The sequence below is a fragment of the Fundidesulfovibrio sp. genome (assembly GCF_058402725.1).
The window spans coordinates 38044-58896 of the sequence record NZ_JBZVFJ010000005.1 but is presented as its reverse complement, the minus strand read 5'-3'; the positions used below and the strand labels follow the sequence as shown (position 1 = coordinate 58896).

General features: G+C 64.3%; 19 protein-coding genes and 1 tRNA gene. 10 read left to right on the top strand and 10 right to left on the bottom strand.

Annotated elements, in window-relative coordinates; all coding sequences use genetic code 11:
• From ACV4UX_RS01660 to ACV4UX_RS01615, 10 genes are all read right to left on the bottom strand, one after another.
• Positions 1–980: FAD-dependent oxidoreductase (locus ACV4UX_RS01660; protein WP_491591593.1), on the bottom strand; the 980-nt coding region annotated here is incomplete at its 3' end.
• The gene (locus tag ACV4UX_RS01655; protein WP_491591592.1) at positions 977–1885 is read right to left on the bottom strand and encodes a CoB--CoM heterodisulfide reductase iron-sulfur subunit B family protein; all 909 of its coding nucleotides are present in this window, start codon (positions 1883–1885) and stop codon (positions 977–979) included. The genes ACV4UX_RS01660 and ACV4UX_RS01655, both read right to left, overlap by 4 nt.
• Entirely contained in the window at positions 1882–2445 is a 564-nt protein-coding gene (locus tag ACV4UX_RS01650; RefSeq protein WP_491591591.1) for a 4Fe-4S dicluster domain-containing protein, read from the bottom strand. The genes ACV4UX_RS01655 and ACV4UX_RS01650 overlap by 4 nt, the downstream gene beginning before the upstream one ends.
• Before the next feature lie 56 nt (positions 2446–2501).
• Positions 2502–3683, bottom strand: coding sequence for an iron-containing alcohol dehydrogenase (locus tag ACV4UX_RS01645; protein WP_491591590.1), 1182 nt, complete (start codon positions 3681–3683; stop codon positions 2502–2504).
• A gap of 493 nt (positions 3684–4176) precedes the next feature.
• Positions 4177–6306 carry a PocR ligand-binding domain-containing protein gene (locus ACV4UX_RS01640; RefSeq protein WP_491591589.1) on the bottom strand — a complete coding sequence of 710 codons (2130 nt, stop codon included), beginning with the start codon at positions 6304–6306 and terminating at the stop codon, positions 4177–4179.
• 163 nt (positions 6307–6469) lie between these two features.
• Positions 6470–6979, bottom strand: coding sequence for a hypothetical protein (locus ACV4UX_RS01635; protein WP_491591588.1), 510 nt, complete (start codon positions 6977–6979; stop codon positions 6470–6472).
• A gap of 2 nt (positions 6980–6981) precedes the next feature.
• A complete protein-coding gene (locus ACV4UX_RS01630) occupies positions 6982–7413 on the bottom strand; it encodes a hypothetical protein (protein ID WP_491591587.1) in 432 nt (143 codons plus the stop codon).
• 32 nt (positions 7414–7445) lie between these two features.
• On the bottom strand, positions 7446–8102 hold the full coding sequence (hypB, locus tag ACV4UX_RS01625) for a hydrogenase nickel incorporation protein HypB (protein WP_491591586.1): 657 nt from the start codon (positions 8100–8102) through the stop codon (positions 7446–7448).
• 2 nt (positions 8103–8104) lie between these two features.
• Positions 8105–8458: a hydrogenase maturation nickel metallochaperone HypA/HybF gene (locus tag ACV4UX_RS01620; RefSeq protein WP_173080134.1), complete on the bottom strand. Its 354-nt coding sequence runs from the start codon at positions 8456–8458 to the stop codon at positions 8105–8107.
• Between the two features lie 18 nt (positions 8459–8476).
• Positions 8477–9163 (bottom strand): DUF554 domain-containing protein, encoded by a 687-nt coding sequence (locus ACV4UX_RS01615; protein WP_173080136.1) that lies wholly within the window; start codon positions 9161–9163, stop codon positions 8477–8479.
• 85 nt (positions 9164–9248) lie between these two features.
• Between ACV4UX_RS01615 and ACV4UX_RS01610 the strand changes: the two genes are divergently transcribed.
• The 10 genes from ACV4UX_RS01610 to ACV4UX_RS01565 all read left to right on the top strand — a co-directional run bounded on the left by ACV4UX_RS01610 (position 9249) and on the right by ACV4UX_RS01565 (position 20719).
• A tRNA-Leu gene (locus tag ACV4UX_RS01610) sits at positions 9249–9335 on the top strand.
• Between the two features lie 341 nt (positions 9336–9676).
• Complete coding sequence (locus ACV4UX_RS01605) at positions 9677–10204, top strand: hypothetical protein (protein WP_491591585.1); 528 nt, start codon at positions 9677–9679, stop codon at positions 10202–10204.
• A gap of 76 nt (positions 10205–10280) precedes the next feature.
• A complete protein-coding gene (locus ACV4UX_RS01600; protein WP_491591584.1) occupies positions 10281–11279 on the top strand; it encodes a formyltransferase family protein in 999 nt (332 codons plus the stop codon).
• Positions 11276–11530, top strand: a complete 255-nt coding sequence (locus ACV4UX_RS01595; protein ID WP_491591583.1) for a hypothetical protein — start codon at positions 11276–11278, stop codon at positions 11528–11530. Before ACV4UX_RS01600 ends, ACV4UX_RS01595 begins: the two co-directional genes overlap by 4 nt.
• A gap of 27 nt (positions 11531–11557) precedes the next feature.
• The gene (locus ACV4UX_RS01590; protein ID WP_491591582.1) at positions 11558–13738 is read left to right on the top strand and encodes a peptidase domain-containing ABC transporter; all 2181 of its coding nucleotides are present in this window, start codon (positions 11558–11560) and stop codon (positions 13736–13738) included.
• Positions 13739–13748: 10 nt separating this feature from the next.
• Entirely contained in the window at positions 13749–15119 is a 1371-nt protein-coding gene (locus ACV4UX_RS01585; protein ID WP_491591581.1) for an HlyD family type I secretion periplasmic adaptor subunit, read from the top strand.
• 22 nt (positions 15120–15141) lie between these two features.
• Positions 15142–16287, top strand: coding sequence for a hypothetical protein (locus ACV4UX_RS01580; protein WP_491591580.1), 1146 nt, complete (start codon positions 15142–15144; stop codon positions 16285–16287).
• Between the two features lie 28 nt (positions 16288–16315).
• Positions 16316–17548, top strand: coding sequence for a glycosyltransferase (locus tag ACV4UX_RS01575; RefSeq protein ID WP_491591579.1), 1233 nt, complete (start codon positions 16316–16318; stop codon positions 17546–17548).
• Positions 17545–18807 carry a hypothetical protein gene (locus ACV4UX_RS01570; RefSeq protein WP_491591578.1) on the top strand — a complete coding sequence of 421 codons (1263 nt, stop codon included), beginning with the start codon at positions 17545–17547 and terminating at the stop codon, positions 18805–18807. Before ACV4UX_RS01575 ends, ACV4UX_RS01570 begins: the two co-directional genes overlap by 4 nt.
• Before the next feature lie 7 nt (positions 18808–18814).
• Entirely contained in the window at positions 18815–20719 is a 1905-nt protein-coding gene (locus ACV4UX_RS01565; RefSeq protein ID WP_491591577.1) for a glycosyltransferase, read from the top strand.
• Positions 20720–20853: the final 134 nt, after the last annotated feature.

The window sequence follows — 20853 nt, the reverse complement described above, 5'->3', positions numbered from 1 at the left end:
ACGATGGCCCCCACCTTCTCCTCCACCACCTCGTCCCGCATGGAGTAGTCGATGGCCTTGGTGGGGCAGATCTTGGCGCACACCCCGCACTTGCCCTTGACGAACTGGCGGCAGAAGGCGGGATCGATCACGGCCTTCTTGGGGATGGCCTGGGGGAACGGGATGTTGATGGCCGGAGCGCCGCCCAGACCCTCGTTGAAGGCGTCGTGGGACTTCTTGCTGGGGCACTTCTCCATGCACGCGCCGCAGCCCGTGCACTTCACCCAGTCCACGTAGGTGGCCTTGCGGCGCACCTTCACGTTGAAGTTGCCCACATAGCCCCCGACCTCCTCCACCTCGGCGCAGGCGTAGAGGGTGATGTTGGGGTGCTGGGCCACGTCCACCATCTTGGGGCCGAGGATGCAGCTGGAGCAGTCCACGGTGGGGAAGGTCTTGTCGAGCTTGGCCATCTTGCCGCCGATGGAGGAGGTCTTCTCCACCAGCACCACCTCCATGCCGCCGTCGGCGCAGTCCAGGGCGGCCTGGATGCCGGCCACGCCGCCGCCGATCACCAGCACGCGCCGGGTGATGTCGAAGCGCTTGGGGGTGAGGGGGCGGTTGCGCCTGAGCTTCTCCACGGCGATGCGCACGAGGTCCGCGCTCTTGTTGGTGTTGGCCTCGCGGTCCTTGCCGATCCAGGAGACGTGCTCGCGGATGTTGGCCATTTCCAGCATGTAGCGGTTGAGCCCGGCGCGCTCCACGGCGCGGCGGAAGGTGGGCTCGTGCATGCGCGGGGTGCAGGAGGCCACCACCACGCCGTCCAGGCCCTTGGAGCGCACGGCCTCGATGATGGCCTCCTGCCCGGGCTCCGAGCAGGAGTACATCACGTCCTCGGCGTGGGCCACCTCGGGGAACTCCAGGGACGCGCGGGCCACGGCGGCCGTGTCCACCGTGCCCTCGATGTTGCTGCCGCAGTGGCAGACGAAGACGCCGATCTTCATGACCTGCTCCCTTGCGAAAGATTCGTCTCCCCGGAAGCCGGGGCTTCCAGGACGCGGGCCGGGCTCACGCAGAGCTTGTCCAGGCCGAGGCTGCCCTCGGGCGCGCCCAGGGCGAGGCCGAGAAGCTGCGTGAAGTAGAACACCGGGATCTCGAAGGTCGTTCCGGCGAAACGTGCGGCCTGGTTCTGGCGCAGGTCCAGGTTCATCTGGCACAGGGGGCAGGCCGTGACGATGGCCTCGGCCCCGATCTCCCGGGCCGTGAGCAGGAGCCTGGCCGAAAGCCTGGCCGTCACGTCGGGACGCGGCACGCCGAAGGAGGCCCCGCAGCATTCCACTTTCAGGGGGAAGGGCAGCACCGAGGCCCCGGCGGCCTCCATGAGGAGGTCCATGGCCATGGGGTGCTCGGGGTCGTCGAAGGCCATGAGCTCGGGGGGCCGGTTCATGATGCAGCCGTAGTAGGCCGCGACCTTCATTCCCTTGAGGGGCTTGACCACCGAGGCCCGCACCATCTCCATGCCGACGTCCTCCACGATGGCCTGGAGCACCGACCGGGCGCGCACGCCGCCCTTGTAGGGGGCGTCCAGCAGGGCGTTGGCCCGTGCCGCGAAGGCCTCATCCCGCATGCGATGGTCGGCGGTGCGCAGGTTGGTGAGGCAGCTGGGGCATGGCGTGAGCACGTCGGACCGGTCCATGGCGCGCACGCGGGCCAGGTTGCGGGCCGAGAGGGCGGCCGAGAGGGTGTGGTCCACGGCATGGGCCGGGCTTGAGCCGCAGCAGCTCCAGTCTGGCACGTCGGCGAGCTCCATGAAGAGGGCCTTGCACACGGCCCGGGTGGAGCTGTCGTACTCGACCGAGGTGCCCAGGCCCGAGCAGCCGGGGTAGTAGGCGTAGGAGAGCCCGCTCATGAACGCCCCTCCTGTTCCGCGAAGCGTTGGAAGATTTTGGCCATTTCGGCCTGCCCTTTGATGACGTGGGGTTTGAGCCCCAGCTTGTTCTTGGGCAGGATGCGCGGGGCCAGGTCCGCGTCGGTCCAGAAGCGGCCGGTGAGGAAAACGTAGCGCGCCAGCAGGCCCGCCTCGAAGACCCTGCCGTGCTTGCGCACCGAGTCCAGGAAGCTGTCCCAGAAGACCTTCACGTTGCGCTCGGTGGCGAAGCCTTCGCGCCGGGCCATGTGGCGCAGCACGTCCATGATCCGGGCCACGTCGATGTCGTTGGGGCAGCGCGTGGTGCACGATTCGCACGTGGCGCACAGCCAGATGGAGCGGCACGAGAGCGCCGCGCGACGCTGCCCCGCCTGCACGAGCCGCATGATGCGGCTCACGGGGATGTCGTAGGCGAAAGTGTAGGGACAGCCGGCCGTGCAGTTGCCGCATTGGTAGCAAAGCGCCGTGTTCTGCCCGCTCTCGGCCTGGACCCGGGCCACGAAATCCGCGTCGTACGACGCGCTCAAGTCGAGGACGTCCATGGAATGCCGCCGTGTCTTGGGGGTTTTCCGGGCAGTCCGGGATGGGATGCGTAAGGCTACAGGGCCGCGGTGTAGATGGCTTCCACGTCCTTGTCGGTGGGGCAGCGGGGGTTGGTGAAGCCGCAGGCGTCCTTCTGGGCGTTCTTGGTCATGGTGGTGATGTCCTTGGCCTGCACGTCCTTGCCGTAGCGCTTGCCCAGTTCCACCAGGCCGGCGGGGATGCCCACGTCGGTGGAGAGCTTGCGGATGGCGGAGAGGGCCAGCTCGGCGGCGGCGCGGGGGGAGAGCCCGGCGATGTTTTCGCCCATGAGCTCGGCCATCTTCACGAAGCGCTCCACCTTGGCGATGAGGTTGAACTGCTCCACGTGGGGCAGCAGGATGGCGTTGCACTCGCCGTGGGGCAGGTCGTAGAAGCCGCCCAGCTGGTGGGCCATGGCGTGCACGTGGCCGAGGCTGGCGTTGTTGAAGGCCATGCCGGCCAGGTACTGGGCGAAGCACATGCCTTCACGGGCTTCCACGTCGCGGCCGTTGGCCACGGCCTTGCGCAGGTACTTGAAGACCAGCTCGATGGCCTTTTCGGCGCAGGCGTCGGTCATGGGGGTGGCGATGGTGGAGACGTAGGCTTCCACGGCGTGGGTCAGGGCGTCCATGCCGGTGGCGGCGGTCAGGGCCGGGGGCATGCCCACCATGAGCATGGGGTCGTCGATGGCGATGTTGGGGGTGACGCGCCAGTCGACGATGGCCATCTTCACGTGGCGGGAGAGATCGGTGATGATGCAGAAGCGGGTCATTTCCGAGGCGGTGCCCGCGGTGGTGTTCACGGCCAGGTAGGGAGGCATGGGCTTGGTGGACTTGTCCACGCCTTCGAAGTCGTGGATCTTGCCGCCGTTGGCCACCACGAGGCCCACGCCCTTGCCGCAGTCGTGGGAGGAGCCGCCGCCCAGGGTGATCAGGGAGTCGCAGCCGTTCTTCTTGTAGACTTCCACACCCGCGTGGACGTTCTCGTCCGTGGGGTTGGGGATGGTGTCGGAGTAGACCACGTACTCCATCTTGGCCGCGTCGAGCAGGTCGGTGATCTGCTTGCAGATGCCGGCCTTCACGATGCCCATGTCGGTCACGATGAGGGGCTTGGAGCCGCCGAGAGCCTTGATCTTCTCGGGGATCTGCTTGGAAGCGCCAATGCCGATCAGGGTAACGCTGGGGATGAAGAATCCGTAGACTTGTTCGATGACGGCCATGACTTGCTTCTCCTTGGGTTGGGGTTGCGGTCCTGGGCCAGTGCCCGTGTCGGTCCCCAAGAGGCAAGTTTCAGGCCAACATTAAACATACATCATTTCAGTATGTTAAAAGACAGGCTTCCCGGGCGCAGCCTCTCGGCGCTTCCCATCGGCCAGGCGGACATGCGCAAAAGGCTCGCCGGAAGAGTCCGCTGCGCCCCATCAAAGGAAAATCCTGCGGCAAAACGAGCGCTTAGAGCTTCCGTGGCAAAATGACCGCGAAATCGTCACGCTCTGTGGCAAAATGACCCCTCGCAAGCGGCAGGGACGGATGAGGGAGTGATCGCGCCGGGGCGTCGTGGAAATTCAAGCAAGAGTGGCTGGCCCGCAGGCTGCGGCCAGGGGGAGAATGACCGGAAATCCGGGGTGTTTCCGTGTTCCTTTCCAGAACGCCAGGCGATGCGCGCCCGTACGGCACGCCCCGGCCGCGTTGGGGCAGGCCGCCCTGCCCCGCTCAGGGGCGGACGCCGGGGAGGCGCACGATGAAGCGGGCGCCGTGTCCCGGCGAGGATTCCACCTCGATCGTCCCCTTGTGGGACTCCGTGACGATGAAGAAGGAAACCGAAAGCCCCAGTCCCGTGCCCTCGCCCGGGGCCTTGGTGGTGTAGAAGGGCTCGAAGACGCGCCCGCGCACCTCTTCGCTCATGCCGGGGCCGTTGTCCGCCACTTCCACGGCCACGCAGTCTCCGTCGCGCCGGGCGCGCAGCGTGATGCGCGGACGCCACCCCTCGCCGGAGGCCCGGGCCATCGCCTGGGCCGCGTTCTTGAGCAGATTGATGAACACCTGCTCCATCTGGGTGGCGGTGCAGGGCACGGGGGGCAGTTCCGCGTCGTACTCGCGCTCGATGAGGATGTTGCGGAAGTCGTACTTCTTCGTGAGGTCGTAGTCGCTGGCGCAGAGTTCGACGGCCTTGTCCAGGAGCACGCGCATGTCGCAGGGCGCGCGGTGGGATTCGCTGCGTCGGCAGAACTCCAGCATGTTGGCCACCACGCGCGCCGCCCTGGCCGCGGCGTCGCGGATGCCGGTGATGATGGCGTCGAGTTCACGGTGGCCCAGGTAGGCGCGCAGGGTCTCCAGGGAGCAGCCGCAGTGGGCGGCGGCCTCCCTGTTGCGGGCCGTATCCCCGAAGAGCCGGGACTGGAGCACCTGCACCCCCTGAAGGATGCCGCTCAGCGGGTTGTTGATCTCGTGGGCCATTCCGGCGGTGAGCCCGGCGATGCACATCATCTTTTCGGTCTGGACCATGAACTCCTGCAGGCGCTTGCGCTCCGCGATGTCGATGCCGATGCCCGCGAAGTAGCTTTTGCCCTCCAGCGTCAGGGGAACGGCCGTGAAGTAGTAGAGGCGGTGGCTGCCGTCCTTGTTGCGCAGGTTGCCCTCGGCGCTGGAGAAGCCGTCGCTGCCGATGCGCTCCACGGCCTTGACGATCTTCTCCATTTCTCCGGGATCGTCCCTGTACCAGTCCATCAGGGTCATGCGGGAGAGTTCCTCGGAGGAATAGCCCGTCAGCTCCTCGTGCTTTTTGTTCCAGCGCACGAGACGCCCTTCGGCGTCGTAGAGATAGAGCAGTCCCGGGACGCTGTTCATGATGGCGTCGGTGAAGGCCTTCTCGCGCTGGGCCTCCTCCTGGGCCAGTTTGCGGCCCGTGATGTCGCGGGCCGAGACGAGCAGGCGGTCCTCGCCGCCGACACACGCCCTGCGGATGCTCACCTCCTGCCAGAACAGGCTGCCGTCGCGCTTTCTGGCCCTCCATTCGAAGCGCTGCCGCTCTCCCCGCGCGGCGCGTTCCATGAACTGGCGAGCGTGCTCCTGATCGTAAGGAGGGACGCAGGAACTCAGCTCCGCCACGTCCAGCCGGAGCATTTCCTCCTTGGTGTAGCCGTATTCCTCGCAGGCGCGGCGGTTCACGTCCAGGATGGCCCCGGTGTCCGGGTCGTGGACGAAAAGGCATTCGGTGACGGAATCGAAGATGGTGCGGAACTTCCTCTCGCTCTCCAGATGGCGCAGGGCCACGGCGCGGCTGGAGCGCAGCAGATCCTCCTGGCGGCGGATCAGGTAGGCTTGGCGCGAAAACATGTTGGCCATCAGGGAGAGGGCCTCGGCGACCTTGCGGAACTGCTCCTCGGACATCACGGTCACTTCGTCCAACGCCTCGCGGAACTGTTCCCTGTCCGCGCCGATGACGTCGGCGTAGGCCAGCAGGTCCCCCAGCGTCTGGGACTCGTCGCGCACCTGCCCGATGAGCCAGTTGGCCACGTGGCGCCCCTCCACGTGGATGCTTGCCCCCGCGTCCCAGAGGCCGCCGCTCAGGCAGGGCTGCACTACGGGCCCGGCGGGGTCGTAGCGCCCCAGGCACGCGTCGGAGCGGCGGCAGTTCTCCCGGCCCTTTTCGGTCTGGCGGATGATGTCCTTGCAGAGACGGCAGAAATTGCTGGGCCGGGTGACCGGCGTGCCGTCGGGAAGCGTGATGAGAGAGGCCACGCCCGTGGCCTGGGCGAAGGCGTCCTGGATGCGCTGGAGTTCGTCCAGGTCGAAAAGGGAAGCGAAGTCCGGCTCGCGGGAGCCGTTGCCGTCCGTTGCCATGCGGGCCTCCCGGAAACTGGCGCGCCCGAGAGGCGTCCTGCGGGGAGACCCAGGGACGCCGGGCGTAGGAGTCGATTACCCCCTAAAGGACGCTTCGGGCAACACAAGATTCGCCCCCGCTTGGATGCGGACGCGCGGCGACACGGCGGACAGGGAGGAACGGCTACTTGTCCAGGCGGTTCTGGATGAAGGCCAGGGTCTTCTCGGGCAGGGCCTTTGGGGACGCCTCGCCGCCCAGTTCCGAGAGGTCCTGGGTGATGGTGAGCATCAGGTCGGTGAAGCGCGACTGGTTGCGCAGGCGCTCCCGGGCGTCCTCGCTGAACCAGGCCTCCTTGAGCAGTTCCGAGGCGTGGTGGTGGATCATCAAGGCGATGGGCTTGGGCATGGAGGCGTAGGTTTCGAGCATGCCGGCCTTCATTTCGTCGATGCTGTCGAGGAATTCGGCGAACTGGGTGGTCTGGCGCTCCTCTTCCAGGCGGATGCGGTTGCGCTCCTCCCGGTAGCGAATGTCCATGGATTCCAGGGCGTGCTTGAGCTCCAGGCGGGCCACCTCGCGGTCGTGCTGGAGCTTGTCCAGTTCGGGCAGGTTGGCCTTCTGCCACTCGGCGGATTCGCTCTTCAGGGTGCTCATGAGCCTGCCGATGAAGCGGCCCACGCGTTCGGAAAAGGCCATGGTCACGTCTCCTGCCGGAGGAAGCGCTCCAGCTCGCGGGAAAGCCCGTCCTGCGCGCTGCCTTCGATCAGGGCGTGCAGGGCGTGGAGTCTCTCGAAGTCGAGCCCGGCCACGGCCTCGCGCACCAGGGACTCGGCCTCGTGACGGACCCAGGGGGACAGCTCGCGGCGGCGCATTTTCAGACCTGCACGGACCAGGGACGACAGTTCCTTGATGTTGCGCCGTTGCGTCTTGTGCACCAGAAGCTTGCGGCGCTCCAGGGACTTCTCGCGCAGCCTGCGGCAGAGGCGTTCGTGCCGGGCGGCGGCCCCGCGCAGCAGGGACTCCCGCTTGTGGACGAGCACCACCAACCCCACGCCCACGGCCAGCGCCAGGGCGTAGCCCAGCACGGCCGAGGAGGCCAGGGAGACGAGCAGGAGCTCCCGGAAGTCCATGGCCCGCCCCGGCGCTGGGGGACCGCCCTCCCCTAGCGCTTCTTGGCGGCGCGCCTGGCGCGCAGCCAGTCGTACCAGGGCTCGAGGCCCTCGCCGGTGCGGCAGGACACGCCGAAGACGGTGATGTCCTTGTTGAGGGCGCGCATGAAGCCTTCGGCGCGCTCCATGTCGAAGTCCACGTAGGGCAGCAGGTCCACCTTGTTGAGCAGCGACACGGAACTGAGGTTGAACATCAGCGGATATTTCTCGGGCTTGTCGTCGCCCTCGGTGACGGAGAGCAGCGTGACCTTGGCGTCCTCGCCCAGGTCGAACTCGGCCGGGCAGACCAGGTTGCCCACGTTCTCGATGAAGAGGATGTCCAGCCCCTCGATGTCCAGCTGCTTGAGGGCCTCCAGGATCATGGAGCCGTTGAGGTGGCAGCCGCCCTCGGTGTTGATCTGCACGGCCTGCGCGCCGGTGGCGGCCACGCGGCGGGCGTCGTTGTCGGTCTGGAGGTCGCCCTCGATGACGGCCATCTTGAACTCGGGGGCCAGGTCGCGCAGGGTGCGCTCCAGGAGGCTGGTCTTGCCCGCGCCGGGGGAGCTCATGAGGTTGAGCGAGAGGATGCCGCGCGCGGCCATCATCTCGCGCAGTTCCCCGGCGAGGCGGTCGTTGGCTTCCAGGACGTTGCGGATCACGGATACTTTCATGCTCACTCCGCTTCGATGAAGTCGATGTAGAGTTCCTTGCCCGAGAGCACGGCGTGGCCGAACTCCTCGCCGCAGGCCGTGCAGGGGACGAGCAGCCGGTTCGTGCCCTCGGGCGTGAATTCGGCGGCGCACTTGAAGCAGCGGTAACGGGCGGGGATTTCTTCCAGCTCGAACACGGCCGATTCCAGGGGCGTCTGGGCCGTGAGGGCCATGAAGCCCGTGTCCAGGGCCTCGGGCACGGTGTTGGTGAGGCGGCCGAACTTGACCTTGACCCGGATGAGCCGGGTCAGGCCGTTCTTCTCCATTTCCTGCTGGACGATGTCCAGGATGGACTGGGCGATGGACATTTCGTGCATGGCGGCCCCGGTTGTGGCTCAAATGGGTGTGAAACACAAGGCCGCGGCCCAGGCCAGGGCGGGCAGCAGGTTGCCCACCTTGATGCGGGCCAGCCCCAGGAGGTTCACGCCGATGGAGAGGATGAGGAAGCCCCCCACGCTGGAGAGCTGGGCCAGCAGCTGGGGCGTGGCGAACTCGCGCACGCTGCCCGCCGCAAGGGTGATGGCCCCCTGGTAGAGCAGGATGGGGACGGCCGAGAACATCACGCCCACGCCGTAGGTGGAGGCCAGAGGGATGGACGCGAAGCCGTCCAGGGTGGCTTTGGTGAAGAGTATGGTAGGGTCCTGGCGCAGGCCGTCGTCGATTGAACCCAGGATGGCCATGGAGCCCACGCAATAGATGAGCGAGGCGGCCACGAAACCCTCGGTGAAGAGGGCGTTGCGGGAGCGGGCCAGGGCCTTGAGGCGCTCGCCCATGGACTCCAGGCGGTCCTCGATGCGCAGAAGCTCGCCGCAGATGCCGCCCAGCACCAGGCTGAAGACCATCAGGAGCGGACGGTCGAAGGCCAGGGCCATCTGGAGCCCGATGACCAGGACGGCCAGCCCCAGCCCCTGGAAGACGATCTTCTTGACGTTCTCCGGGAAACGGCCGTGCATGAGCAGGCCCACGAGGCTCCCGGCCACGATGGCTCCGGCGTTGGCGAGGGTTCCGACTGGCATGTCCATGGGGCAACCGGGCTACCAGCAACCGGGCGCAAGCTCAAGCGATTCTTGACAGCGCCCGGAGCTTGACCTAGATAGACAGACCCTTGCCGGGATGGCGGAATTGGTAGACGCAGCGGACTCAAAATCCGCCGGTCGCAAGGCCTTGGGGGTTCGAGTCCCCCTCCCGGTACCAAGCAATGACGCGGGTTGCGGGCGGCTTAGCTGGTGAAGCTAGGCCGCCCGCTTGCTTTTTTGCCGCCTTGCTGTTCCCCGTCCGGCATCTCTGACGCAAGCCTAAACATTCGGTTCGCGGAGCCGATAGGAAACGTTTGAGGACGTTTCCGACCGCACCGAGAGTTCCGCCCGCAGATGCGCGGCAAGATTGGAAGGCTTGTCGGACTGGCACTGGACGGCACGCGTGGGAAAGGTTACAGGTAGCGATACTAATTCAGTGAATTGCACACGCTCGAACGGCAGGAAGCATTCCCGAGGGGACCGGGACCTGAACCACCCATGTAAATCAGGAGTAAGGCCATGGCGACGTTAAGCGGCAGCGGTGGACTCTTCGACTTTTCCAGCCTGTTCGCGAACCTGGGGGGCACAGGTTTGTCCGGCACCGTGGTCGGCGGCACGGGTTTCGACCTGACCTCCCTTTTCGGCGGCGGGACCAACTCCACAGTTGTCGGCGGAACCGGATTCACCGTAGGCTCCCTGTTCGGGCAGGGCACCACCGGCACCGTGGTCGGCGGCACGGGTGTCGACCTGACCTCCCTCTTCAGCGGCGGGACCAACACCACAGTTGCCGGCGGAACCGGCTTCACCGTGGGCTCCCTGTTCGGGCAGGGCACGACAAGCACCGTGATCGGCGGCACGGGTGTCGACCTGACCTCCCTCTTCGGCGGGAGCGGAAGCACCGTTGTCGGCGGCACGGGCCTGGACCTGACTTCGCTTTTCGGCGGCTCGTCCAGCAACCTTTTGAGCGGCTTCGCGTCGTCGGGCAGCACCCTGGACTTCTCTTCGCTCTTCGGCAGCGGCGGAACCACGTTCAACTTCTTCAGTTAGCGCCGCCTGTCACGGCAGGGCGCAAGGGCCTCCGGCCAAGCTCCGTACGTGGTTTCGGTGGAGAGGCTCTCGTATCATGCAGGACAAGCGAATGGATGTCTTCGGCCTCTGCTCGGCGGAGCACCTCCCGACCTTCAAGGGCGTTCTCGAGGCCAACGCACCCGCGGGCTGCCAAATCCATCTGGTCGGCAACCTCTCCGCCCTCCGGCTTGCCCTCGACAAGGCGGGTCCGGGGGTTCGCCTGCTCTCCTACCTGCACCACGAGATCATCCCCGCCGATGTCCTGCGCCGTTTCGATCTGGGGGCCTACAATTTCCACCCGGCAACGCCGGACTATCCCGGCACGGCCCCGGAGGCCTGGGCCTGCTACGAGAAGGCACAGACCTTCGGCGCAACGCTCCACGAAATGACCGAGAGGGTCGACGAGGGCCCCGTCCTCGACGTGGCCCGGCTCCCCGTCCCCCCCGGATCGCACCGTCTGGTCTACGCCGAAACCGCCCGCCGGATGGCGCACTCCCTCCTCTGCAAGCTGGCCAGGCAGCTCACCTCGCCCGGCATGATCCCCTCCGCCTCCGGATACGCCTGGACGGGAACGAAGCGGACCACGGCGGACTACCAGGCGATGGTGCAACTGCGCCCGGACATCGCCCCTGACGAGTTGCACCGGCGCATTCTCAGCTTCGGCCCCCCGGAAGTGGCTGGCTTTTCCCTGGAGTTGCACGGCGTGCGGTTCGTCATGCTCACGTCCTCGGGCATCAAGGGCCATTTCGACCCGATCCAGCACGACGCCGTGAGCGGATGGGCCCTGCACATGGCTTTCCCCACGCGGCGGCTGGACATGAAAATCACGGTGGACGGCAACCGGGATTTCACCGTGCGGGCGGATCGTTACCGCGCGGACGTGCTGGAGGCCGGGCACGGCGACGGCTACTGCGGCTTCAACTGGGAGATTCCCCTCGAATACCGGGACGGGCTGCCCCACAGCATGGAGGTCAGCGTGGCCGGAACCCCGCTGATGGGCGGGCCTCGCCTTTACTCCCACGCCCCATGCCCAACCCCTCCCGGCCAGTCATGACGCCAGACGATCCGGTCTCCCTCAGATTCCGACAGGACGGCGAGGAACAGAACGCCAAGACGCCCTCGGAGCCGGTGTTCGAGAAGCACAACTTCGGAACTTCGTCGCTCTACGGCCGCACGGAACGCAACATCACGTTCAGGCAGCGCGGCGTGCACGACGAGAACAAGTACGAAAGCGCCTTTCCCCGTGCCTATCTGGAAATCCTGCGTTCCGCATTCCGGATGGTTTCCATGTTCTTCAAAAGATAACGACGCAGCCCAGACTGGAAGCCGTTCATGTCCGTATCCTTCGACCAGCCCAACTCCGGCCTGCTCTGCCTGGTCCTGGTCCTTCGGCATTACCATCAGGACGTCACGCCCGAGAGCCTGATCCATAAATACACCCTCACGGAAGAGCAGATCGATCCCGCCCTCATGCTCAGGATCGTCCGCGAGCACGGCTTCAAGAGCAAATTGACCAAACTCACGTCGGAGAAGCTGTTCCGCCTCGGCGAAGCCTACCCTGTCATCGCCCTCCTGAAGGACGGGCGCTACATCATCCTCTCCGGCGTGCGCGGCACCAAGGACCAGGGCGACATCGCCTACGTGGACCCCGCCAGCGGGGTGATGCAGTTCCAGTTCTGGACCAGGGAGCAACTGGATGCCGTCTGGGACGGGAAGATCATCTTCCTCAAGAAGGAATACCGCGTCACGGACGAGGACCAGCCTTTCGGCCTCTCCTGGTTCATCCCCGAGATGTTCCGACAGAAGAAGGTGTTCCGCGACATCGCCCTGGCGACGCTGGCCACCAACGTGCTCAGCCTGTCCTTCCCCATGTACATGCAGATCGTGCTGGACAAGGTGGTGGGCAACCAGAGCGTTCAGACGCTGACGGTCCTTTCCGTAGGCCTGCTGGGCGTCTACGTCATCGAGGGCCTGCTCAACTACCTGAAGCGGTACATGCTCCTCTTCGCCACCAACAAGATGGACCTCAGGCTGGCCAAGGTGGTCTACAACCACATGCTCCGGCTTCCCATCGACTTCTTCGACCACACGCCGTCGGGCGTGCTGCTCAAGCACATCGCGCAGAAGGACCGCATCCGCGAATTCATGACCGGACGCGTGTTCATGTCCGTGCTGGACATGTCGATCCTGCTTGTCCTCTTGCCGCTCCTGTTCTTCTACAGCAAGGTCCTCACGGCCGTGGTGCTGGGCATCGCACTGATCATCGCCTGCATGATGGGCCTGGCCATGCGCTCCTTCCGCACCAGACTCAAGACCCACTACCGCGCCGAGGCGCTGCGCAACTCGCACCTTGTGGAATCGGTGCGCGGCATCCACACCATCAAGTCCCTGTCGCTTGAGCCCCTGCACACCAAAACATGGGAGAACTCCAGCGCCAAATCGGTGATCACCTCGTTCGGCGTCCAGAAACTTTCGGCCATCCTTGCCTCGTCCACGGGGTTTCTCAAGCAGCTCACGGGCCTGCTCATCGTCTGGATCGGCTCCACGCTCATCTTCGACAACGAGCTCTCGGTCGGCTCCGTGGTGGCCTTCCAGATGCTGGGCAGCCGCGTGACCGAGCCGCTCGTGCAACTGGTTTCGATCATCCACGAATACCAGGAGATCGGGCTGTCGGTGACCATGCTGGGCGAGATCATGAACCGGCCGACGGAGCGCCCGCTCAACTCGCGCGGGCTCGTGCTGCCCATCGCGGGGAGCATCGCCATCGAGCGGGTCACCTTCCAGTACGCGCCCGGCGCCCCGCCCGCGCTGGAGGACGTGTCCCTGCACATCCCGCAGGGAGCGGTGATCGGCGTCGTCGGGCGCTCCGGCTCCGGCAAGTCCACCCTCACGCGGCTGATCCAGGGGCTCTACCCGGTGCAGCGGGGCAGGATCGCCGTGGACGGCAACGACCTGCGCGACATCGAGCTCTCCCATCTGAGGCGCTCCATCGGGGTGGTCCTCCAGGAGAATTTTCTCTTCCAGGGCAGCGTCCGGCAGAACATCGCCGCCGCCAACCCCAGGGCCACCTTCGAGGAGATCGTCATGGCTTCCCGGCTCGCGGGGGCCGACGAATTCATTCAGAGGCTGCCCCAGGGGTACGACACGGCCATCGTGGAGGGCGGCGCGAACCTCTCGGGCGGGCAGCGCCAGCGCATGGCCATCGCCCGCGCCCTGCTCATGCAGCCGCGCATCCTGATCCTGGACGAGGCCACCAGCGCGCTGGACGCCGAGTCCGAGTCCATCATCCAGGCGAACCTGGCCGGCATCGCGCACGGGCGCACGATGATCATCGTGAGCCACCGCCTCTCCATGCTGGCCTCTGCGCACAGCATCGTGGTTCTGGACCAGGGAAAACTCATCGCCAACGCGCCGCATCATGAATTGCTCCGGTCGTGCAAGCTCTACGCGGACCTGTGGCACAAGCAGAACAGGCACATCGTGAGCGCATCGCTGAACGCGCCAGGCGTGTGAACGGAACAGTATGGCCCAGAACCTGCCCAAGAAAATAGAGAACAAGAACAACGTCCTGGATATCTATCCGGAGGCGGTCCATTTCCTGCCGGACCACCTCGAAATCGAGCACGCGCCCCTGCCGAGGGCCGCGCGGCTCACCACCATCGCGCTGATCACGCTGATCGCCTTCCTGACTCTCTGGGCGTGCCTTGCCGATGTGGACATCGTGGTCAACGCCAAAGGGAAGGTGGTGGCGCAGGGCAAGGGCCTGACCATCGCCGCGCTCAACGACTCCACCGTCAAGTCGATCGAGGTGCGCATCGGTCAGATCGTCAAGCCCAACGAGGTGCTGGTCACCCTGGACCCGACGGTCCCCGAGGCCAACGAGGCCCAGCTGCGTTTCAACCAGGCCCGCGCGCGCCTCGTGCTGTCACGCTTGAGAAGCGAACTCTCCGACACGCCTTTCACGCCCTCCGCAGAGGCCTCACCCTCCGAGCAGTTCCTGCAGCGCAGGCTCCACGCCGACCGCCTGGAAGAGCACCGCGCCAGGTTGCGCGGTTACGATTCGCGCATCGCGGAGGTCACCGGCAACGTCCAGTCCCTGGAGCGCCAGGTGGCCACGTCGGCACGCCAGGAGAACATCGGCCGAGAGGTGCTGGGCATGCGTTCCGAGGTGTACAAGCAGGGCGTGGACTCGAAACTCTCCTATCTCGACGCGCAGAACGCCCACGCCAACCTGATCGCAAACAACGAAAGGACCAAAAAGGACCTGGAGGCCTCCAAGAAGCTGCTGGTCCAGATCCAGGCGGAAAGGGAAGCCTACGTCAAACAGCGCCACAGCAGCCTCTCGCAGGAGATCGCCGACAACGACAAGGAACTGGAGGCCATCGGCAACGAGCTGGCCAAGGCAACCCGCCAGAGGGAGCTTTCCACGCTCACCTCGCCGGTGCAGGCCATGGTTCTGGACATTCAGAAATATCCGAGCTCCAGCGTGGTGAAATCCGGCGAGCCCATCCTGGTGCTTGCGCCCATGCAGTCGCCTCTTGAGGCGGAGGTGTACATCGAACCGCGCGACATCGGCTTCATCAGGGCCAACGACCCCGCCGCGATGAAACTGGAGGCCTTCCCGTACCACCGGTACGGCATCATGCACGGCAAGCTCCGATCCGTGGGCGAGGACTCCCTCGTCAAGGACGCCGCCGGACACGGCCCGACCGCCTACTACCCGGCGCGTCTGGAGATCAGCGACGTTTCGAAGCTCAGGAACCTTCCCGGCGATTTCAGGCTCATTCCGGGGATGACCCTGGAGGCCAACATCACCGTGGGGCAACGCAAAGTGATCACCTACCTGCTGTACCCCATACTGCGAGCCATTGACGACTCGATCCGCGAACGCTAGCCCGACACCCGAGGAGCGCACGATGGACACTTCCGCCAGCCACTCGCCGCACGCCGCAGGCAACCACACCCCCCCCCTGCTCGTGCCGGAGTTGAACCTCATCCCCTTTCCGCCAGGACGCTACCTCGTCTCCATCGCACGCATGGACCATCCCCCGCGCGAAATCGTCGGAGTCCAGTTTCCCAACGTGCTCGCGGCGGCCCTCCCCTCGTCCGCCTGCGCGACCGTGGACGGCAAGCCGTCGGCCTGGATCATCGGAACGGGCAATCCCGTCACGGTGGAAGTGGGCGCGCCGGGGGCGATCGTGGCCTTCATCACCCTGAGGCCCGGCGACTTCGCCACGAGCGGGGTGCACGTGAACGTCGTGAAGCTGGGGCCCGCCCCGGTCCGTGAGCAGCCGGGCCAGGCGCCTGATCCTTTCGCGGCCAATGCGCCGGGCAGCCCCGGCGGCCACTTCGCTCCCTTGCACGGAAGCCCCTCGGCTGCGGCGACCGGACGTCAGGACCCCGCGCGGTCACTGGCCTCGCCTTTCGGCCCGGGCGTCGCCCCCCCAAAGGCAACCTGGGCAGGCAATTCCGCTCCGGGAGCCCAGCCCCGGCCTGCGGCGTCGGACCCACGCACCCCGGCAGGGCTCCCCCAGGCCAGGCCTTTTGTCAGCCCCTACGCGCAGCAAGGCTTCAAACCTCCCTTCGATGCCGCCTGCGGAGCTGGCGCGCCCCCCGTACGGCCGGCAGGCGGTTTCCATGCGCCGCGCAACGCCCCGATGGTCCAAACATGCGGACACATCCAGAGCCGGGGAGACGTGATGGCCGAGTCGGGGAGGCCCGTCGGCTCGCCCCAGTCGCGCCTGCGGCTCGAGGCCGTGGCCTTCAAGCCGGAAGGCATCCCCGCCGGAGACCTGGAGTACGCGACCGTTGCCCACGACGGCGCCATGAGCCCCTGGACCTCGTTCCCGTACTTTTCCGGCTCAAAGGGCATGGGATTGCCCCTCTCCGGGTTTGTGGCACGGCTTGGCGGGGAGTCCGCCGAACGCTACGACGTGGTTTATTCCGGCACCTTCATTCAGGCCGGGCAGTCGGCCGAATGCGTCAACGGCCAGTTCCTTCACTCCAACGTCCCCGGAGACGCGCTGGAGTCCTTGTGGCTGCGGATTGTCCCCAGGCGCTGACCCCCTCCTGCACGGGGGAGCGCGAAGCATGATCTCCGTGCTTTTCGTCCACCGGAGCTTTCCAGGCCAATTCATCGGCCTGGTTTCGCATTTTCTCAGGCGCGGCGACGCCCATGTCGCCGCGATCTGCGAGCGCTCCGGCGCGGCCCCCGTCTTCGGCGTTCGTTATTCCGCTTATGACGCGCCGGGCCGGGCCGGCACGGGCGTCCATCCGTATGCGGAACACACGGACCATCACGTGCGGCGTGGAGCCGCCGCCTTCGATGCGGCGCTCGCCTTGAAGGACGCCGGATTCTACCCGGACGTCATCTATGTCCATCCCGGCTGGGGTGAGGCTCTGTTCCTGCACGACGTGTTTCCGCGAGCAAAGAGCATCGTCTACTGCGAGCATTTCTACAGAATGCACGGTGCGGACGTGGGGTTCGATCCGGAGTTTCCCCTGCCCCTCATGCAGGCTCCTCTGCTGGCGCTGCACAACCTGCCAACCCTGCACGCGCTCAACGCATGCGATGCCGCCGTGAGCCCGACCCTCTGGCAGCAACGGGGCTTTCCCGCCCATTGGGCCGACAGGATCAAGGTGCTCCACGAGGGCGTGGACACAGACCTGATCAAGCCCGACCCGCGGACGTGTTTCACGCTTCCCGGCGGTCGCGTCCTGCAATCCGGCGACGAGATCGTCACGTTCCTCTCCAGGACTCTGGAGCCATACCGGGGGTTCCACATCTTCATGCGCGCCCTGCCCCGACTCCTGGAGCTTCGTCCCAACGCACAGGTGCTGGTGGCCGGCGGTGAAGGCCGCGGATACGGACCCCGCCCGCCCGACGGCGCGCAAGGCTGGCGGGAGGCGTGCCTCCGTGAGAATCCCGTCGATCTGGACCGGGTGCATTTTCTCGGCCCCCTGGCCTATCCAGACTTCCTCAAAGCGCTCCAGGTATCTGCCTGCCATGTGTACCTCACCTACCCCTTCGTGCTCTCCTGGTCGCTGATCGAAGCTCTCGCGGCTGGCTGTCTGGTGGTCGGTTCCTCCACGCCGCCGCTCCTGGAGGTCGTCGAACACGGACGCAACGGACTGCTCACGGACTTTTTCGACGCCCCAGCCCTGGCCCGCATCATCGCAGAGGCGCTCGCAGACGATGCGTGCAGCGCCGGGATACGCCGTGAAGCCCGCCGGACGGCAGTCGAACGATTCGACCGTCACAGGGTCTGCCTACCGGCGCACCTCGAACTCCTCAAGGAACTGCTCGGAGGACGTGCGCAGTGACGCTCCGGCGCGCAGACCCGCCCCTGTCCGGATCCCTCGAAAAGGATCTGGCCCAGGTCGAGGCGCTCCTCGCCCGGGGAGATGTACAGGCGTCCATCGACCGATCGCACAGGCTGCTCGGCAACCAGGCAACCCATGCGGAAGCCTTGTTGCGCCTTTGCCTGCTCTACCGCAGGGCAGACTTGCACGGCCAGGCGTTGAAATTCTCGGACCGCATGGCCAGACTCGCCCCGAAAACGCCGGAGACGCGGAGCCTCAACGCCAGTTGCCTGTTCGACGCCGGGTTGCCGGGGCTGGCCCACAGAGAAGCGCTTGCCGCCCTTGCTCTTGATCCCGTGGACCTCGAAGCCCTGCGTGTCGTCCTGAAATCATCGCCCGCAGCCGAAGACGGAACATGCCTGGAAGCGCATGCTGCGACGCTGCTGCGCGAAGGCGACCCGGAAAAGGATGCAGCCCTTGTGCTGGCCTACCTGGCGAGCATAAGCCAGGGGGCGCCGTTCGGGATGGTTTTCGCGTCAGACGGCATGCTCACGGGGTTCGCCCTGTGCCTGGCCAACCCTGACGAGACGTTCGAGGTTGAACTGTCGCTGGGGAATATCTCCCTGGGCAACCTGAGGGCAGATCAGGACCACTTGGCGTTGCGTCTGGCAGGGCTGCCGGGGGACCATGCTTTTGTGCAGCACATCCCCCCGGAACTCATGGACGTGGAACTCACGGCAAGGATTGCGCCCGGCAAGCTCTGCACGGGTGCTCCGCTCCGTCCATCCGACGCCCGGATGCACGTCGAGGGGCGTGTTTTCACTGAAGAGGACGGGACGATCGTTGGACATGCATGGCAAAGGGGCAAGCCCGGGAAAAGGCTCGTCGTCGAATTGGAGGGCGAATCGGGAAAGCGTCAGCGTGTCTTGGCGTCCTCTTTCCGGGAAGAGTTGGTGGACGAGGGAGTTCACGACGGCAAGCACGGCTTCAGGGTCCGTTGGCCCTTGACCGATGGAACGGCCTGCGAAACCGTGCGGGTTCGTGAACACAGGTCCAATCAGGAATTACAGGGCTCCCCGTTGGTCGTGTTCGACGCGGACACACTTGCGGACGCACTGCAAGAGATGAACGGCTGGCTGAGGCAGGTGGGCGAGAATCCGGACGATCCCCCGCCATTGCCTGCATCGTGCCGCAAACCCGTTCTGGACCTTTTGCGAAACAGACAGGCCAAATGGATCCGCTTATTGCAATCATTGACGGCAAAAATGCAGCAAGGTTGACGGTTTCGTGGTCACAAAAACTGTTGACGTCATCATTCCTGTCTACAAGGATTATTCAGCAACGCGAACATGCATTCGCTCTGTACTCGCTGCAGAGAACAATACTAACACGAACGTTATTGTCATCGATGACGCCAGCAGCGACATCCGCATCAAATCTTTTCTTCGCACCCTTCACAATGAAAACAAATTAACACTCATCACAAATTCAACAAACAGTGGATTCGTCAGGTCTATCAACAGGGGCATCGCTGCAAACACAGTACACGATGTAGTTCTGCTGAATAGCGACACAATAGTATATTCCACATGGATTGACAGACTGGTTCGCTCTTCATATTCATCGCCAACGATTGGTACGGCAACTCCATTCTCTAACAACGGCTCGATTTGCTCCTATCCTTCTCACGACACAAGCACCGCCTCGACAGCCAGTTACCGTGGCGACGACCTCGACAGCTTGTTTGCATCCTGCAACGCTCATGAAACATGTGAAATTCCAACTGGCGTCGGATTCTGCATGTACATCAAGCGAGCATGTATCAACGATGTCGGGCGATTCGATGAGCACATGTTCGGCAAAGGATACGGCGAGGAAAACGATTTCTGCCTGCGCGCAAGAGAACTTGGCTGGCGCAACATAGCTGCAGCGGATGTATTCGTAACCCATATCGGCCGAACATCTTTCGGTGAATCTCACAAGTCGGCGCTGGAATGCAATCTGGCCCGCCTGAACAATAAATATCCAAGCTATCAGGGAACCATCGACAAGTTCATCCGGAAGGATCCATTGAGACGATTCCGCAGGAATGTCGACGTAAGCCTCATCAAGGCGATGACTTCACGGCCCTTTGCGCTGCGAATATGCCACAACAGAGGGGGAGGGACAGCCAGGCGCTTGAGGGAGGAGGCGGTCGAACTACTGAACAACGGCTACATGGTGGCGACCTTGCAACCCGTATCGACAGACTCGAAACACTTGACGCAACTGATTGTCGAGAACGCCCCTGAGCTGGCCAACTTGACTTTCGAACTGCCAGAGGAATTCGACTTCCTGCTGGCCCTGCTCCGAGACATCAACACGTCCGTTGTACATTTTCACCATCACATTGACATCCATGCATGCATATTGAAAATTCCATCCAGCCTCAACATACCACACCACATCATGATACATGACTTCGGGTGGTACTGCCCAAGAATCAACCTCCTTGATGCGAACAACATCTACTGCGGCGACAAAGATCAATCGGATTGTATAACATGCCAAACAGCTGACGCACCGAAACTTGCCGCTGAAAACATGGATGACGCATATGCGTTGATGTCACAATCTTCAAGCATCGTGACTCCCAGCAACGACACCGCCGAACGATATCACCGTCGAACGCTGTCAAACAATATCATCGTGAAGCCGCACTCGAGAGACACCCTCAATCTTGGGGTGATGCACACATTCGGTGCAGGCGGCAGATTTCGAATCGCCCTGTTCGGGTCCATCGGGAAGCACAAAGGGTACGATATCACGTTGAACTGTGCGCGCGATGCTCGTGCTCGCGACCTCCCACTGGATTTTGTGGTGATCGGCCACACCCTTGACGACTACAAACTATTTGAAACGGGACGTGCATACGTTACAGGTAATTACTCAGAGCTTGAAATCTCAGAAATGATTGCGCTTCACCATCCTGTCGCAGCGCTCTATCCATCTCAATGGCCAGAAACATGGTGCTACACGCTAGACTTCGCATTCGAATACAATATCTTACCAGTCGCTTTCGCCATAGGTGCACCCCGGGAAAGAATCCTCAATACCGGCTTCGGCTCTCTTCTGCCACTGAATGCCACAGCGACAGAGATAAACGACACACTCCTGCACATTGCATTAACACGACGCATGAACATGCAATAAACGATGCGCCACGAAACTGTACATCCATAGACTCACCAGATAACCTCCAAACACAACATGCGACGACAAGTTACGCGATCACTTGCTGCGCCAACCATTTGCAACAGCACATCCATCATACTACGAGCGACAAG